This window comes from Brevinematales bacterium, from assembly GCA_026415355.1.
In the GTDB taxonomy this organism is placed as follows: domain Bacteria; phylum Spirochaetota; class Brevinematia; order DTOW01; family DTOW01; genus SKYB106.
On sequence record JAOAHF010000003.1, the window covers coordinates 113,923 to 131,275 of the forward strand.

A 17,353-nucleotide genomic window follows, 5' to 3' on the forward strand; every position below is an offset into this window, starting at 1 on the left:
CACCTCCTATAAAAATTATAGGAAGAATTTTAATAAAATTCTTTTCTACTATCAAATTTTTTGAAAACTCTATTCTCGTCCCGTTAATACACAACACTCCTTGTAATTGAATAAACAATGATGTTTATACCCATCCTAATAGCACTCTCTATAACCTCTGGAGGATTATTATGGACCTCTGGTTTATCCCAACCATCTCCTATATCAGTATTATAGGCATAGAAAAGTCTCAATTCACCATTTATGAATATACCCCAACCTTCAGGAGATCCTCCATCATGTTCATGAATTTTTGGAAGTCCATTAGAAAACTTGTAGAAACCCCTATATATAGGATGATCATAAGGCACTAACTGAAGTTCATTTTCAGGAAAAACTCTCTTTATCTCCTTTCGAAAGCTTTCATCCATCCCATAATCATCATTTACAAACACAAAACCATTGTTCAAGAGTATATATTCCCTTAAATTCTTAATCTCTCTGTCACTGAAATATATAGGAGTATGACCACTAATATACAAAAAGTCATACTCAAATATTTCCCTAGAAGATAAATCAACAATTCCTGGATCCAATCTAATTTTCATAGTAGTACGTTTTGAGACCTCACTTAATAAGTTTTTAACTCCTTCTATATTATTATACCAATCTCCACCTCTGTACTTAACTATACCTAACTTGAATTCATAAGGAAAAGAATTAAACAAAATAATTAAGACAAATACAGCTATTAGCAAAACCTTTCTCATCGAACTATGATGAAATAAGTTAAAAATATTTTTCAAACTAGCCCACTTTTAACAAAACTAAGATATGAAATTCTTAAAATCAAATATTTAAACTTCATTAAAACGATCAATAAAAATACATTATTCATCCGGAGGTGTTATCATGAAGATATTGTTTGAGGAAATTTCAATAAACACAAAAGGTAGAGGTGACATAGTAGACTTAACCACAATTGTTGAAAGTTTTGTCAAGAGAAATAATATAAAAAGCGGTATTGTCAACATATTCTCACCCGGATCGACGGTTGGAATAACTACTATGGAATATGAACCTGGGCTAAAAAAGGACTTAAATATTCTGTTTGACAAGGTAGCTCCTAGAGAAACGTATTACTACCATAACGAAACTTGGGGAGACGACAACGGTAGCTCACACATACTAAGTAGTATTTTCAAACCATTCTATGTATTTCCAATAGTCAACGGAAATCTCCTTAGAGGTACTTGGCAACAAGTTGTACTAATTGAGTTTGACATAAGGGCCAGAAGCAGAAAAGTGATAATTCAATTAATAGGAGAATAATCTATTACTTAAGTTATTGAAAAAACATAAACAATTCTCTAAATTGAATCTAATAAAATTAGAAAGCTCGCCATAATAAAGATTAAATCTTTACTTTTTCTTGCGTCCTGTTGATTTTTTCTTATCTGTCTTTCTCTTAACCTCCCTCTCTATCTTGAATCTTTCAGATATTGAAGATGGTAAGTTATAAATGGAAGATATCTCAAATATTGAATCATTCGTTGAAGAAATCAGTATGTTTGTAAAAGTAAAATCACTAACATCCTTAACTAGAATCTCACCCGAGTATTCTTGTACATTTGAAATTGAGTTACTCATCACTAGATTCGTCATTCTTTTTAGTTTAACAAACCACACATCCCGTTGTGTCTTATCGTTGTACATAGTCCCTAAAACATATATAAAGTTAGTTTCAACAAAAATTTCATATGGCATTTCATCATAACTAAAAGAATAAAACTCTTCCCACTTGATGTTAAGGTTATAATCTGCTTCAAAAACAAATATATTCTTGTAAGAATACGGATCAAATATCGTTCCAGTAGCAAAAAGACTATCCTGAAATTTGAAAATAGATGATATACTACCGTTTTTGTATATCTTAGTCCATATAATATTACCATTGGTATCTATTTTAATGGCCGAGAAATGTCTTGCTGAAGTAGTTACAATAACTCCATCGTCTAACTGTAATACATAATTAGGTGTCTCAGCAAACTTAGTACCATATACCTTAAACCACTCTATCTCATCATTAGTTGCGAATGATACTATGAATATATCTGTTTCACCAAACCCAAATGACTTCGATTCTCCAATTATCCAGTATTTGCCGCTATTAAACTCTACAATCCTAACTGGAGTTTCTTTGAGAGTTCCAGAGATAACCAACGCTTTTCTAAAGTCACCACTTTTTGAGACTCTGATAACCACAAGGGAAAGAATATTCGAAATCAAAGAAGTAGTAGAAAATGATAGTATAACATCACCACTCTTCAAAACTTTACAAATAGGAGAAACGCTTTTAGAAGCTGTCCTTATAAGTATATCCCACTCTGGAACCATGTTTGTAAGTTTCAAAATCCATACACCATTTATGTTTCTCCCGGGATTCTGTAATTCAGAGGTAATATACACAAAATCTTTATAAACATCTAAACTCAAACCAACTTCATCATATTTGTCCTTGCCAAGCATCATGTTACTTACAATAGAACCATCTCTGTCAACATTAAAAAACCAAATGTCATTGAAACCATTTTTTGATACTCTACCACCAAGAAAATAAAACTTATCTTTCACAAACTTAGAATAATACAAGTTATCATCACTTATGTCTCCATAAACTCTGTAAGAAAATATTTCATTTATTTGCATTATGTCATTTGTAGTAAGCTTTTCTTTTTTCGGAAGTATTATTTCATCTATAAACTTTTTGAGGTTTCTATCATTGTAATATAGAGAAAATGATATGAACAAAACCGTCTGAATTACTAGCAAGATGGACAATATAACAACGGCTAACTTCCACTTAAACATATCCTTATTGTTTAGCAAAAACAAAAACTATTACAACTTAGCTAAGTATACCTCAATACCCTTATAAAAACTATTCAGCACAACTAACATACATATTTAAAATCTCCCCTTAAGATAAGTAAAAATCGAGATAAACCTGTGGAAATAAGTTCATAACTTAGGTAGCTTGTATTAAGTTATAATCCCAGGACCACTCCTACATTATAAACCAACACACTTAGACCCCAAGCAAGTGTTATTGTGTACAAAAAGCTGAAAACAGCCCACTTTTTACCAATTTCATTTGCTATAACAACAACTGTTGCTATACAGAGCATAGCAACTTGCATAAATACCAAAAATGATATAGCAGAAAGTGGAGTAAATACACTAGGCAAAACTTCTGTTATACCTTCCTCGGATACCCCATACACAGAACCCAGAGTACCAATTACAACTTCTCTTGCTAGTATTGCAGTTAAAATTGAAACGGCTACTTGCCAGTGATCACCAAAACCTGTAAGAGAAAAAACAGGTTGTATAGTTTTCCCTATTATCCCAAGAAAACTATCTCCAGAAGCATATTCAACACCAAGTGGCAAAGAACCTAAGAGCCAAACTAGAATTACGACGGATGCTATTACAGTTCCAGCTTTTTTGACAAACATGAAACTTCTGTACCACATTTCAGATAAAAGAACTCTTAAAGAAGGAAATCTGAAGTCAGGTAATTCCATAACAAATAAAGAGTATTCTCCTTTTGCTATATTTCTCCTAAAAATTATACCAAATACACCAGCAAGTACTATTCCTAGAAGATACATCATAAATAAAATAATCCCCTGATATTCCTTGAATAGAGCAGCAGTAACTACTACAAAAACCGTAAGTCTAGCAGAACAAGATATTAAAGGTAAAACCAAAACCGTAACTAACCTATCTTTAAAAGATGACAAAACTCTGGTAGCCATTATACCGGGTATATTACACCCAAATCCTATAAGCATAGGTAAAAAGGATTTACCGTGTAATCCGAAAGTTGTCATTATTCTATCCATCATTACAGCACTTCGAGCCAAAAAACCGCTATTCTCCAGTATTCCTATAAAGAGAAACAGCACTACGATATAAGGAAGAAAAACTAGTACACTGCCAACTCCCGATATAAGACCGTCTGTAAGGAACGATATAAACATAGAACTCCATCCAAAGTCTTTGCCTAATGATAACACAGTTTCAGATAGGTAAGAAAATCCTTCTTCTATAAGTCTAGCAATAGGATCTCCTATATAATATACTAACTGAAATATTCCAAACATAATTCCAAGAAATATAATCAACCCCCACAATTTACTTGTCAAGATTTCATCTACCTTCCTTTGAATACTTTCACTTCTCTTAGGGCTTACCTGAATAACATCTTTTAAAACTTTGTCTATGAAGTTATACTTTGAGCGCACTATAGCAGTATCAATATCATCAACTGATAACATTCTAAGTTCTCTATCGACATCACTTATTATATCTCTCATCTGCCTAGATAGATTATTTTGCTCAACTTTTAACCTCATTACAAGGTTGTTTTCCTCAAGTATCTTAATCGCAACACCTCTAGGATTTCTCGAAGCCACCACTTTTGTATCCTCTAATACCTTAAGTATCCTAGATATTCCTTTCTCGATAGGGGAAGGATATGGTACTTTAAAGTCAACAAGACTCTTGTTTTCTAAATTATTTATTGCATTTATAACTTCATTTCTTAACTCTCTAACACCCCTAGGAGTTCTACCTACAGTAGGTATAAACTTGACACCAAAAATACTACTTAGTTTATCTACATCTATCTTAATACCGTTTTTTTTAGCAACATCATACATATTCAATGCTACAATTATTCTAAATCCCATCTCCAAAAGCTCAGTGAGTAAGAAAAGACTATTATACAAATTTACAGAACTAACAACTACAACTAGTAAATCAGGTTTCTCTAAAAGTACAAAATCTCTGGCAACAATTTCATCCAAGGAAGAAGCAGAAAGTGAATATGTACCTGGTACATCAACAAAAATTATTTCTTTTCCATCAATATTTATCCTCTTTTCAACCCTTTCAACAGTTGTTCCAGACCAATTACCAACCTTTTCTCTAGCTCCAGAAAGACTATTGAATAGCGATGTTTTGCCTACATTAGGAGCACCAACAACACCAACTTTGTATACTTTTTTGTACATCTAGCCTCCTAAAAACAGTAGTAATTTTAGCCAAACACTTTCATCTGTTTCAACATTCTAATAAAAATATTATAATCTAAAATTGTTTGAATTATCTAACTAGAATTAATCAGAAAACCCAAAATCTACAAGGTCATAGATTTATCTCAAATGATTTAAAGGATAGGCTATTTCCTTCTATTGTATATCTTATGCCGTTTATCTCGTTTCTGAGGAATAGTATTTTTGGTATATCTTCAATTACACTCCTATCTACTTTAAGGTAATCAAACTTGAGATTAATCTTTTCTTTAGGAATCATGTAAGTGGCAGAAAAGCTTGATGATATATCTCCTTCTACTACTCCTCTTGCTATTGTCGTTTGGTTCGTTATCTCGAGGTGCATACTAATCCTGTCGATAAATAAGTGTTTAAGGTTAAGATTTAATAATCTTGCTATTTCGTTTTGTATTTTGAGATCTACCATCTCAATATTTGTAACTTCTACTTGTGCTTTTACTGATAAGTCTCTATCAAAGGAGATAGAAAATTTGTCGATAACTCCCCTACCGTAAACTCTTCCACCCAAAGGTGTTCCTATTAGTGTATAAAGACTTGCTAATTCGAAAGGTATTGTATGGAAACTGATAGTTAGCAAAAAGTTCGTTGATATAGTAACACTTCCTCTGCCAGATGTATTTAGATTCAAGATTCTAATTCTGTTCACCGAGAAATCGCTCTTAAGAATACCTTTATCAAATGTTGCTTTACCCGATATAGACAAATTGTTTATCTTAAAGGGTGTAGTGTCTGATATTAGTTCCTCTATTTCAATAAGCAAAGTAGTATTTGAAAGTAGAAAAGGTATATTTGTCGGCAAGCTAGTTAAACTTACTTTTTCACTGTTATTCTTTCCAACATCCTGGAAGTCTTCAAGGTAGAGTCTTTTTGACGTTACTGTTACACTATTTAAATTTAGTTTTCTATCCAGATTTCCTAGCATCTCGACATCTGTTTTTTGAGTTTTTAGATTTACTCTGATTGTTAACTCATTATCTTCTATTTCGATGTCAAGATTAATCCTTTTTAAAATGGAGTAATTTACTTTTGTAGCTATTTCACCTCTAAACCTACCTCCGATATTTAAGTTATCTTCAGTAGCATGAAATTTCAAGTTGCCCTTAATGTCAATATTATCGATTGTTGTCTTCAAACTATCTAATATATCCTTATGTAGATTGTTTGTCGATAGGTTCTTTACATCAACATTGCCAAAAATTCCATTTTCTGTTATGGTTATGATACCATCTACTTGTCCCGTACTGAATGTGATCTTAGTACTTTTGTCAATCATGAGATGTAACTTTGTATTCGTAAATGACATATCCAAACCTGACAGTAAAAGTTTTACATTCTCTGCTACTCCTTCAAATCTGAGTTTTTGTAGATCACCTAACAATGAAAGGTTAGTAATCGATAGAAAATTTGAGTAAGAAAGAGATGAAATTACACCTTCAATAGACGAATTTGTAATTTTGCCAACAAATCTTTTCAGTTTTATATCTCCTAATACGTTACCTCCTTCGAAGTTGTCAACGACAAAGTTAGTGCCATCGAATGAAAACTTCGTTTTGGTAGTTGATAAGAAACCTTCAACTCTCAAGTTGTCCAAGTATACTCTACTCCAAGAGAATGAGAGTTTGATCTTTTCGTACGAAGCTACCATGTCTTGGAGATTGAGTAACTCCACGCTAAATCCTTGTTGGGAACCACTGTTACTTATAGATGATTTAAATGTGTCTGAAGTTATATAGTCTAGTAAGTTTTTTACATTCACACTGGATCTTATTACTGTTATTTCTCTGATTTGTTGGGTTTCCAGGACATCAAGTATGTTGAAATGTATCAATACTTTGTCAGATCTACCTATCAGTTTTTTGGTGGTTGTGTGTTTTGAGTATATCTCTACTTCATTTAACTCGACTCCACTTATTATTGATAGAAAATTCTTCTGTTTTAGTTTGAATTTGACTTGTAGCTTATAGGTATCTTCTAGGACAGTGAGTAAATTTGAGATCAGAGCGTTTGGATCAAACACTAAGGTGAAATAAAGGAGTACTCCTAGCACGCCGAAAATGACGGCAAAAATCAGAGTGATAATTACTGCTCTCAGCTTCATACTCTTAATAAGTTTAATCGTTAATAGTTTCTTTCTACAAAGTAATGTTCCTTGATCTATGAGGTAACATTTGGTTAATGTCTCAAGTGCTAGGAAAAAACTTTGAAAATGCTATGTAGTTTGTTTGGTTACTTTCATCTTGAACATTGCGTGTACCACATTTTTGTTGGGGATATAAGCATAGATAGCAATTAGGATGAAATAGTACAGTACTACGAAGACTAGTGTCTCTGTAAAATTTGAGAATACTATTCCAACTTGTAGATTTATAGTTGAGAAGTACTCTGTGATGATAATAAAGATCAGGTTTATAAAGTTTACGCCCCTAAACATGTATTCGGCAATAGTACCTGAGACAGATGAAAAGATGTATGAAATTATACCACTAGTTATATTTAGCGAAGAAAGAGGTACCAACACAATGGAAGAAAGTATGCCTACTAGAGAGGAACTTCCAAACCATATTAGTATGACTGGCAATGTAAACATGACAGCTGTAAAAGATACGGATAGAAGTGATATAATTCCCTTCAAAGTTCTGTTGGGTTCGAAGCCGTACCTGTTAATTACTGATACTACTATTTCATCAATGTACCTTGAGAAAAGTATTGTGCTTATGATTGCAAAAAAAGATAGGATGAATCCCACATCTACGGAAAGGAAAGGATTGAGTGCTAGCATTATGATACCAACTACCAGAGTGGTACTTAGGTAATTAGGCCTTAAATTAAATGACCTAATTAGAAGCATTATTGAGGCTAGTAGTGATGATCTAACAACTGGAGGTTTTAGACCTACTATTAGGCTATAACCTACTAGGAACACTGAGATCACTACAAATTGTATTAGCTTAGGAATCCTTAGCACGTTGAGAAGTATGACAAATGCTATTACGATAACACCCACATGAAATCCTGAAACAGAAAATATATGCGAGATTCCTGAATCTTTTATCTTTTCCATAAACTCTCTTGAAATTTCAGATGTCTCCCCCATTATTAAGGAGGCTGATAAAAACGATGTGTGAGGTATGTAACTGTAGAATTTGTTATATATGTCCTGTCTTACTATGTTAACTAACCTTAGAAATAGAGAGCTTGATTCTACTACTTCTCCTACAATGTCATCTTTCGAGTATATTATGTATGGTGTGTTCTCTTTGAAGAGATAGAGGAAATACCCATACATGTTCTTGTTGGTCAAGTAGGTATATATGTGTCTTGAGTTTCCTGATATTACAACTTGGGCTCCTATAGATGAAAATTCATAATCGTAGTTTCTCAAATAAACTATTACGTTGTAATTTGAGACGCTTACGAAAACCTTGTTGAGAAAGCTTATACTCACTGTACCACTTACGAAGCTTTGATTGGGGGTCTTGAGCATTGAGTCGAGCCTTTTTTTGGAATTTATCGCTGAGTAGCAAAATGAGACAAACACGGTTGTGAATATTACACTTAGTAGGAGTAATTTCCTAGATTTTAGTACTACTGATGTAGTCGTAGTAACTAAAAATAGAGACAGCGCCATGGGAAAGTTTTTTACAACTTCCATGGACGGCATTTCTGGGAAATGATATGTAGTGAAGTACACACCTAGACCTGAGCCGATTAGGAGTGATACAAATACACTTAGTAGATATATCATATTATTTCGATATCGTAATTATTTACTAACCCTGGGAACTCCATATCCAGGTAGTTAAGTATTGAATGTAGAGTAGAGTTGATATGGTTTCCATCGTTTGATATTACCGCTATGCCTATAAGAGCTCTTGAGTGACTATCGTTGTGGTCAATTTCAGCTATTGACACATTAAACTTGTTTCTCGTCTTGTCTTTTATGCTATTTATTATCCTTCTCTTCTCCTTTAACGTTCTAGCAGGTATGATGAGGTGTAGCTGTATGATTCCTACAAGCATAGCCAAATTCTTTTGAAAGTGTACAAATTTTTTCAAATTTCTGTGAGGTTTTGAGAGGTTGATCATAAGCCAAGTTTGCCACATGATAGCCTTCTTGAAAACTCTCAATGTCAAATTTAATATTATGGTTATGAGAGTGTTTATTGTTATACTGGTTTCTACTTTTTCTTTTATATTGGTTGGATGTGATTTTTACACAATGTACTTCATAAAGAAGTCTCTTGAAGAGGATTTCGGGTATGTCGATATGTTTTCTAGAAAGTACCAACTCAAAGGGGATAGTATCTCAGATGTCCCAATTTCTGATGAAGAGAAGATATTACCGGAATTCGTTGAAGACAAGATACGTCTCCTTGAGGATGAGAGAAACATGTTTCCTGGAAGTAAGGAAAAACCTGTATCCGTTACGTCTATATTTTCTACTAAGGGACAAAAGTTTACGATCCAATTACCGAGTGAGGATGGAATATGGCTTGTGAAAAAGTACCCTCTTAAAGTTGCGTTTCTCGATGGAACTTCTAGGGTAAGAGATAATGTATTCATATTTACTACCAGAGATTACGGTAAAGATAACATCATATTTCAGCTTTTTTCTAGTAATGGTACAGTCATAAAAACTCTCGAATATGAAGTAACTTCAGTTGAAGCTTTTAGTGATAAGGCTACTAACTCTCAAGGAGTCATCTCAATTACTAACGGTGGTATAATGTTTGGTACTTCTCGAAAGGCCAACTTATCTGGAGACAGTAATGCTGGCAAATCAAACAATTACAGTTTCTCGAGTACGAATGATTTTGGTAATATACTGCTTGCCAATTCTGCCTCATACGATATTACAGATAACGAGAGAGAGAGTACCGAGCAAAGCACCGAATTAGGTCCCCCATCGAATGTTGGTAAGCTTGACCTTAAGTTTCTTGTTGGTGATGAGGAGAAGTTCTTTGAAAACATAGACAACATAGCAAGCAAGTATGGGTATTATAGAGCTATTAAGGAAATAGAGAACTTGGAGTCTAACGTATCTAGAGACGACTTACCTAAGCTCAAGCTAAAAAAAATGGAATTCTTAGGCAGGCTTAATAAGTTTTCTGATGCTATAAAGGAAGGTGAGGAATTTGCTGACAAGGATAGTATCATAAAACTTTACACGGGTATATTTTTTGGGAAGTCTAAAAACTACTCAATGGCTGATAAGAACATAAGAGAATCTCTTGCAAGGATAACAAATCCAAGAGAGCTATCATTCGCACTAAGAGAAATACTAGCTTACTATTCATCTGTTCCTGAGCCTCCTACGAGGGAAATGATTAATATTATCCTGCAGAGGAATGAGATAATTCTGAAAGACTTTAAGAGAGAGTACTACGAAAATCTCGTGGCATTAGGAGAACTATTCGAGAGAATAGGTGAAGTTTACAAGGCAATGTCAATATACGAGAATGTTTGCAATTCTGATGTGGGTGAAGATATAAAAAACTTTGCTTCATCAAAGAAAGACAGGTTAAATAAGTTAATAAACTTTAGGTAGCTTTTGACTAGTGAGGTCATTGTTGTGACGTGTTTCATGATATTGATAAACATTGAATTTTTAGCGAGGGAATCTTATTCATCATTTCAGCCGTAATTCGGTAATTTGTTTTGTGGTATGTAATGTACTGATAGTGTTATTACTTCAATATTATTATTTATTATTTTTATTATTATCATTGTTTTAGAGGTGCAAATTTATACCAAAATCCGTTGGTAAAAATGTAACACTTACTAGGTTTTATGCCTTGAGGCGATAACGCACAATTTTGTGCATTTAATGTGCATTTAATGTGCATAGCTCTGTGCATTGTGCATTTTGACGCACAATTTTAGAAAAATTATGTTAACTTTGTGCGTTTAGAAAAATTTTTGATACCAAAATGTTTTGAAGAAATTGCTCAAAAAGCTTTTCCTATAGGCTATAACAACAATGCACATTTTGTGCATTTGATTGTGCATGCATACCCCAAAACATTTTGGTTTTTGACGCGAGAAAATCTTTTTTAAAGCCTTATAGCAACTATGCACAAAGAGAAATTTTTTTTAAAGATAAATTTACCAAAATTTATTGGTATTTTCTTATTCTAGATAGCTTTTTAAGAGACTAGACCAAACACGCACATTTTGTGCGTTGTCTAAATAGTGCTAAAATAAAGCCAAGTTGAATACCAAAATATTTCTTAATTATATAAGACTAATTTAGTTAGAATTATCAAATAGATAAAATGTTGTGTGTGAAAGATAGTATGGCTTACATAAACTTAAAGTGTGAAAGAAAAGTTTTATACTAGATTGTCAAATATGAAGTATTTTTGAAATGATGTTAGAGTTATATTAATAATTCTAGTCAAATCGGAGGTAGAAGATGAGCATTTCTTTTGACAGTTTACCTATTTCAGATGTATCTAAGAGAAACATGCAGGATATGATTAGAGAGTTTGGAAGAGAAGTAGAAGATGAGATTATTATGCTTATTAACCAGAAAAAGTTTGACGAGATAGAGGATAGATTTTACAAGAAACTTGAGTTTGGAACTGGTGGTATGAGGGGTAAGGTGGGTATCGGAACTAATAGGATAAACAAATACACTATACATACTGCTACTCAAGGTTTTGCCAATTATCTTAAAAAGGTGAAAGGAAGCAAGAATTTGTCTTGTGTCATAGGATATGATACAAGAAAGGATTCTCGCAGTTTAGCGATAGAGGCTGCTAGAGTTTTAGTTGGCAATGGTATAAGAACGTATCTAATTAAAATACCGATGCCAACGCCTTTTATTTCATTTGCGATAAGGTACTTAAAGGCATCAGGAGGAGTGATATTAACAGCATCTCATAATCCACCTAATTACAATGGTTATAAAGTTTACTGGGATGATGGAGCTCAAGTAGTAGCACCACACGACAAGGGGATTATACAAGAATTTTACAACATAACTTCGTCAAGGCAAATAAACCTAGTCTCTGAAGATGAGCTAAAATCTTCACAGCTATTTAGTGAGGTATTAGAGGAGGTTAAGGAAGCCTACTTAGATACTCTAAAGTCAAATCTGAAGAATCTCTATGATATTGAGAAGCCTAGATATGATGGTATAAAAATAGCTTATACTCCACTTCATGGTACCTCTCTATATCTAACACCAGATGCTTTGAGATACATTGGCTTTAGAAATATATACCTAGTTGAAAAAGAGACTACAGTCGATGGTAACTTTTCAGCAGTTCCATCTCCTAATCCGGAAGATGACAATTCCTTCAACGGTGTTGTTGAACTTGCTAAGGAAGTTGGAGCTCAGGTATTTTTTGCTAGCGATCCTGATGCAGATAGAGTAAGAGTAGGAATTAACGATAGTGGAAACATAACCTTATTTTCAGGTAACCAAATAGCCTCTATGATGCTTAGTTGGATCTTAACAAATCTGTCGAAGAGAAATTTGCTACCTGAAGATAGTTTTGTTGTAACTACAATAGTAACTACTGGGCTCATATCTAAAATATCAAGAAAGTTTGGAGTTGAAACTTACTTAACTTTAACGGGATTTAAGTACATAGGTGAAAAAATAAGAATATTTGAGGGTAGGAAAAAATTTATATTTGGATGTGAAGAAAGTATAGGATATCTTTACGGAGATGATGTAAGGGACAAAGACTCAGTGATATCAACTTGTATTCTTTCTTTAATGGTTGAGGATTTAATGTCACAATCTAAGAATCTTAATGATTATCTAATGGATATCTACAGAGAGTATGGGGTTCACATTGAGAGTTTAATGTCTTTAGACTTCGAAGGTGTTGAAGGACAGAAAAGAATTGAGCTAATCATGGAGAAAGTTAGAAACTCAAGAATAGATACCATAGGGGAGTTGAGTGTTATGTCGAGAATAGATCTGAAAAATAGAACTTATGAAGACTTTGGGAAAAGTGAAAAAGAAGAATACAAGACAGATTTACCAATTTCTGACGTAGTCATCATAAACCTGGAAGGAGGTAGTAAAGTTGTAGTTAGACCGTCTGGTACAGAACCCAAGATTAAAATTTATTTCTTCAGCGAGTTTGACAACAAAGTTGAAAATCTTAGAGATTATGAGAAGAAACATAAGCTAATGACCGAAGATTTTAAACGTAAGTTTATCGAGAAATAGTCTTTAAAAACTCCACCCAATCTCCGGAAGGTATAAAGGTTGAATTTTCAATATCCTGGTTGAAAACATAACACCATACTAAAGCTTCGTCGCCACTTGATGTCTTAACTTTTACTTTGACTCTTTTGGATAAACCTATATCTAGATTCTTTACTTTAACTACATCTTCTGCTTCATCAAGCTTGTTGAGAGTGTCGATATTGACTTTGTACACTTCTCCGTATACTCTACCCTCACCTTCAACTATTCCTGGAAACATATTGTTTATATAGTATAGCCTGAAACCTTCTAATGTGGCATAGTCCACAAAGATAGCATCTTTTACGAGATAGTGTCTTGGTTGTCCTTTCCTTATTGTTCCGAAAACAAAAACCATATCTTCCATGGTAAAAAGTTTTAATGTGTAATTGTAGAGCTTTCAACTGAATTTCTAATGGTAAAATTTAAATCTCTATAATACCGGGCATATTTAATATAGTGTTAATTGGGTCAAGCTTCAGAATTTTCTTCTGTGGTATGTTGAAAGTATAGAGTTTCTAGTTAAGTTACTAAATAGTGTTTAAAATCTTTATACCCTTTGGAATAAGGGGTAGCGTCAAATGATTTATTTAGAATTTATTTTTACATTATCTTGGTTTTGTAATTGTAAATTTAAACCAAGTGGCTGCGTAAAATGCGCTTAGAAATACTGACTACTTATTACTTCTTCGTAGTCTGAGAAATGTATTTTCTCAGTTCCTATTATCTGATAAGTTTCGTGTCCTTTACCTGCCACTACTATTATTTCTCCTTCTACTGCTTCTTTGAGAGCAGTTTGAATTGCTATTTTCCTATCAGCAACTACTCTAACTTTATGTGATAGGTTTTCTGGGATTCCTTGAATTATATCGTCGATTATTGATATAGGATTTTCTGTTCTAGGGTTGTCACTTGTAATAATTACTTTATCTGCTATTCTTGATGCAATTTCTCCCATTAAAGGTCTTTTACCCTTATCTCTATCACCTCCTGCACCAAAAACGACAGTTAAAATTTTTGGAGAAAAAGATCTTGCTGTTTCTAGAGTTTTTTCAAGAGAATCTGGTGTGTGTGCATAATCTATTACAACGTAAAAGCCTTTGTCACTCTTGACGGTTTGAAACCTGCCAGGTACCGTAGTTTTGCCTATATGGTGTAAGTACTCTTCTATTTTTTCGTCTCCAAATACTCCTACTAAAGCAGATATACTACAAAGTGCATTGTATATGTTGTGAATCCCTACCATATTAGTTCTAACAGAGAATTTCTTTCCCATACAATCTAGCGAGAAACTGTTACCGTCAATTGATATTGTTACATCCTTAGCCATTATATCTGCTCTTTTACTTATCCCGCAGGTTATTAACCTAATGCCGAGTTCTTTAACTACATTGTATGCTTTTTGGCCCCAATCAGTGTCTATATTTATTACTGCAATTCCATTGGGGTTAGTGTTTTTTATCTGGTGAAACAGTTTCATTTTAGCATTGAAATAGTTTTCCATAGTTTGGTGGAAATCTAAATGTTCCCTTGAAAGGTTTGTAAATATACCAGCATCAAACTTGAGACCATATACCCTATCTGTTTCAAGACCATGAGAAGATACTTCCATTGATACAAATTCACCGTTAACGTTTACTATTTCATTAAGTAATGAAAAAAGATAAAGAGGTCCTGGAGTTGTATTATCTGCGTTTATTGAGTAGTCATTTATTCGGTATTCTATTGTTCCTATTAGTCCACCGTTTTTACCTACACCCCTCAAAGCATTAAATACCATGTAAGACACTGTAGTTTTACCCTTTGTTCCTGTTACACCTATGATTCTAAGTTTCTCATCAGGATGTTGGAAAAATTCTTTTGATAATATAGCCTGAACTCTTCTTATATTGTTTACGATGATCAAATTTACATTGTTATTTTCTAAATTTATTAGTTTATTAGTGATGAATGTTTTACATCCTCTTGATATAAGTTCCGGAATAAACTTTGTAGCATCAACTTTACTTCCCTCTATCGCAAAAAATAAAGTGTTGGAATTTATATTATCTTCTCTTGAATCCTCTGAAAGATTTTTAATCTCTGTATCTTCTACTATATGTGAGTTAATTATGAAATTTTCTACACTTTTTAAAAGACTTTTTAGCTTCATCTTAGTTCAATTCTAAATGAAAGGGTAAGAATTTATGAAATTATTCTATTTTTCGATGATATAAGTTCGTTATAATGTTGAAAAAGTTTTTTACGTGTTTGATAATTTTCATATGCTAGAATTTTAGGAGGCTTTGTATGAGAGCAACGATCTATTCATTAACTTTTAAGGATAAAGAGAGGTTTCTAACTCTTTTCTCAAACAGGATGATTACTATTATTTGTGGTATTATTTCTTCAATATTCTTGTTTTTGATAGTATATTTTTCCTTAGTTTGGTTGAACATAGTATCGTTTAATTTAATGAGTTTTATTGGACATTTGCTTGCTTCAATATTCATAGGTATTCTTGCTGTTTACCTTAAATTGCTAGAGTACAGGTTAGAGATGATTTCTTACAAAGAAGCAAATATCCATGATATAATACCAAACTTTCTTTATGTATTTCTTTTAGCGTTGTTTATACTCTACATTGTAGCGTATTATGTAATATCATTTGATGTCAGGAAAGTTAAAGTAGAAAATATATCATCACTTGTAATAATTGCGTTGATTGGTTCGATAATATTTGCCTATATGATTGCTTCCGCTTGGTCTTGGATTTATGTTAACATACTAAATTACTTTAGTGATATAGACTGGGTATCAAAGTTTGATGAGGATGCTTTTTACAGAATTTTACCACTTAAGTTTTATGAATCTAAAAGATATCATGTTCCTCTAAGTTTGGGAGTTATTGAGTTCAAAAATTATAATGAAGTCTCGAAAAAAGTGGGTAAAAGAAGGCTACAGAAGATAATGCTTGAACTTATGGAGAATGTAAACGCTGAGTTAAGGTTTGTTGATCTGATATCTAGAATAGATGAAGGTAGGAAGTTAGTTGTTCTTATGAATGTACCTGTTTCTTCTTCGGTAGTACCAGTTGAAAGAGTAGTTAAGATCGTAGAAGAAATTAACAGCAAATACAATATTGGATTTGACTATAAGGCGAAAGTAGTTGGGTTCACTCCAGATATGATTTCTGAAATGGATATGTTGAAGTCTGAAGGTGAAGAAGTGAAACTCCAAAAATAATAATATATATCGTGGTAAGTGAAGGAGTATTACCTGTAGATAAACCATCAGGTATTTTGTCAAGTGATGTTGTAAATAAAATCAAGAAAGTTCTAAAAAAAAGTGGTATTAGAGCCAAAGTGGGTCATGGTGGTACTTTGGATAAGTTTGCTAGTGGTCTTTTGCTTGTACTTCTAGGAAAGGGGACTAAACTTTTTGAGTATATAAGAACTCTTCAAAAAACTTATTTTGCAGTAGTAAAATTTGGTGAGTTTAGATCGACGGATGATATATATGGTGAAACTATAGAAGAATTACCGACGTCTCATTTGACGTATTCATTGGTTGAAGAAACCCTTTCAAGGTTTGTTGGTGAAATATATCAAGTTCCTCCAGTTTATTCTTCTGTACATATAGATGGGCAAAGAGCTTATAAAATGGCTAAAAAAGATTATTATAGCACTTTAAATCTGCTTAAGCCTAGAAAAGTTGTCATATATGAGATACACCTATTAGATTTTGACAACATTAGTAAAGAAGCTAAAATATTTGTTAGATCTTCTGGTGGGACTTACATAAGAGCATTAGCAAGGGACATGGGGAAAATGTTGGGTACGGGAGCATATTTAAAAGAACTTAGACGTGATGCTGTTGGTAATGTATTATTATCTTCTGCGGTATCTTACAATACAATGGAAAGTATACAAGACATTTTTAGGTATGTAATAAGTGTGGAAGAGTTTGTCAGGATTAATTCTGTTTAGTCGGCTATTTATGTGGTATAGGATATCAAAATTTTCAAGACTCAAGTAAGATATTA

At 33.0% G+C, this 17,353-nt stretch carries 13 protein-coding genes; 5 read left to right on the forward strand and 8 right to left on the reverse strand.

Translation table 11 applies throughout. From position 1 onward, the window contains the following. Positions 1-83: 83 nt before the first annotated feature. Positions 84-749: a DUF4159 domain-containing protein gene (locus N2712_01940; GenBank protein ID MCX8028734.1), complete on the reverse strand. Its 666-nt coding sequence runs from the start codon at positions 747-749 to the stop codon at positions 84-86. 142 nt (positions 750-891) lie between these two features. Between N2712_01940 and N2712_01945 the strand changes: the two genes are divergently transcribed. Beyond that, a complete protein-coding gene (locus N2712_01945) occupies positions 892-1,311 on the forward strand; it encodes a secondary thiamine-phosphate synthase enzyme YjbQ (GenBank protein ID MCX8028735.1) in 420 nt (139 codons plus the stop codon). Between the two features lie 90 nt (positions 1,312-1,401). Here N2712_01945 and N2712_01950 read toward each other — a convergent pair whose 3' ends face one another. The 5 genes from N2712_01950 to N2712_01970 all read right to left on the reverse strand — a co-directional run bounded on the left by N2712_01950 (position 1,402) and on the right by N2712_01970 (position 9,140). Next, positions 1,402-2,850, reverse strand: coding sequence for a hypothetical protein (locus tag N2712_01950; protein MCX8028736.1), 1,449 nt, complete (start codon positions 2,848-2,850; stop codon positions 1,402-1,404). 176 nt (positions 2,851-3,026) lie between these two features. Next, positions 3,027-5,060 carry a ferrous iron transport protein B gene (gene feoB / locus N2712_01955; protein MCX8028737.1) on the reverse strand — a complete coding sequence of 678 codons (2,034 nt, stop codon included), beginning with the start codon at positions 5,058-5,060 and terminating at the stop codon, positions 3,027-3,029. A 133-nt stretch (positions 5,061-5,193) separates the two neighbouring features. Continuing rightward, entirely contained in the window at positions 5,194-7,218 is a 2,025-nt protein-coding gene (locus tag N2712_01960; GenBank protein MCX8028738.1) for a hypothetical protein, read from the reverse strand. 111 nt (positions 7,219-7,329) lie between these two features. Then, on the reverse strand, positions 7,330-8,865 hold the full coding sequence (locus tag N2712_01965) for a ComEC/Rec2 family competence protein (GenBank protein ID MCX8028739.1): 1,536 nt from the start codon (positions 8,863-8,865) through the stop codon (positions 7,330-7,332). Next, on the reverse strand, positions 8,862-9,140 hold the full coding sequence (locus N2712_01970; protein ID MCX8028740.1) for a DUF503 domain-containing protein: 279 nt from the start codon (positions 9,138-9,140) through the stop codon (positions 8,862-8,864). The genes N2712_01965 and N2712_01970 overlap by 4 nt, the downstream gene beginning before the upstream one ends. Positions 9,141-9,270: 130 nt before the next feature. Between N2712_01970 and N2712_01975 the strand changes: the two genes are divergently transcribed. Both N2712_01975 and N2712_01980 read left to right on the forward strand, forming a co-directional pair. After that, the gene (locus N2712_01975) at positions 9,271-10,668 is read left to right on the forward strand and encodes a hypothetical protein (GenBank protein MCX8028741.1); all 1,398 of its coding nucleotides are present in this window, start codon (positions 9,271-9,273) and stop codon (positions 10,666-10,668) included. Between the two features lie 867 nt (positions 10,669-11,535). Beyond that, on the forward strand, positions 11,536-13,311 hold the full coding sequence (locus N2712_01980) for a phospho-sugar mutase (protein MCX8028742.1): 1,776 nt from the start codon (positions 11,536-11,538) through the stop codon (positions 13,309-13,311). On the opposite strand, the gene N2712_01985 is transcribed toward N2712_01980, so the two are convergent. Next, the gene (locus N2712_01985; GenBank protein MCX8028743.1) at positions 13,298-13,696 is read right to left on the reverse strand and encodes a gamma-glutamylcyclotransferase; all 399 of its coding nucleotides are present in this window, start codon (positions 13,694-13,696) and stop codon (positions 13,298-13,300) included. The two genes, N2712_01980 and N2712_01985, sit on opposite strands and share 14 nt — an antisense overlap. Before the next feature lie 294 nt (positions 13,697-13,990). Next, complete coding sequence (locus N2712_01990) at positions 13,991-15,481, reverse strand: UDP-N-acetylmuramoyl-L-alanyl-D-glutamate--2,6-diaminopimelate ligase (GenBank protein ID MCX8028744.1); 1,491 nt, start codon at positions 15,479-15,481, stop codon at positions 13,991-13,993. 137 nt (positions 15,482-15,618) lie between these two features. Between N2712_01990 and N2712_01995 the strand changes: the two genes are divergently transcribed. Both N2712_01995 and truB read left to right on the forward strand, forming a co-directional pair. Beyond that, a complete protein-coding gene (locus N2712_01995; GenBank protein ID MCX8028745.1) occupies positions 15,619-16,554 on the forward strand; it encodes a hypothetical protein in 936 nt (311 codons plus the stop codon). Between the two features lie 11 nt (positions 16,555-16,565). Beyond that, on the forward strand, positions 16,566-17,297 hold the full coding sequence (gene truB / locus N2712_02000; protein ID MCX8028746.1) for a tRNA pseudouridine(55) synthase TruB: 732 nt from the start codon (positions 16,566-16,568) through the stop codon (positions 17,295-17,297). Positions 17,298-17,353 lie beyond the last annotated feature (56 nt).

Bases quoted from the DNA above. Each gene is read 5' to 3' on its own strand.
- N2712_01940 (MCX8028734.1), bottom strand. From the start codon at position 749: ATGAGAAAGGTTTTGCTAATAGCTGTATTTGTCTTAATTATTTTGTTT.
- N2712_01945 (MCX8028735.1), top strand. From the start codon at position 892: ATGAAGATATTGTTTGAGGAAATTTCAATAAACACAAAAGGTAGAGGT.
- N2712_01950 (MCX8028736.1), bottom strand. From the start codon at position 2,850: ATGTTTAAGTGGAAGTTAGCCGTTGTTATATTGTCCATCTTGCTAGTA.
- feoB (MCX8028737.1), bottom strand. From the start codon at position 5,060: ATGTACAAAAAAGTATACAAAGTTGGTGTTGTTGGTGCTCCTAATGTA.
- N2712_01960 (MCX8028738.1), bottom strand. From the start codon at position 7,218: ATGAAGCTGAGAGCAGTAATTATCACTCTGATTTTTGCCGTCATTTTC.
- N2712_01965 (MCX8028739.1), bottom strand. From the start codon at position 8,865: ATGATATATCTACTAAGTGTATTTGTATCACTCCTAATCGGCTCAGGT.
- N2712_01970 (MCX8028740.1), bottom strand. From the start codon at position 9,140: ATGCTTGTAGGAATCATACAGCTACACCTCATCATACCTGCTAGAACG.
- N2712_01975 (MCX8028741.1), top strand. From the start codon at position 9,271: ATGAGAGTGTTTATTGTTATACTGGTTTCTACTTTTTCTTTTATATTG.
- N2712_01980 (MCX8028742.1), top strand. From the start codon at position 11,536: ATGAGCATTTCTTTTGACAGTTTACCTATTTCAGATGTATCTAAGAGA.
- N2712_01985 (MCX8028743.1), bottom strand. From the start codon at position 13,696: ATGGAAGATATGGTTTTTGTTTTCGGAACAATAAGGAAAGGACAACCA.
- N2712_01990 (MCX8028744.1), bottom strand. From the start codon at position 15,481: ATGAAGCTAAAAAGTCTTTTAAAAAGTGTAGAAAATTTCATAATTAAC.
- N2712_01995 (MCX8028745.1), top strand. From the start codon at position 15,619: ATGAGAGCAACGATCTATTCATTAACTTTTAAGGATAAAGAGAGGTTT.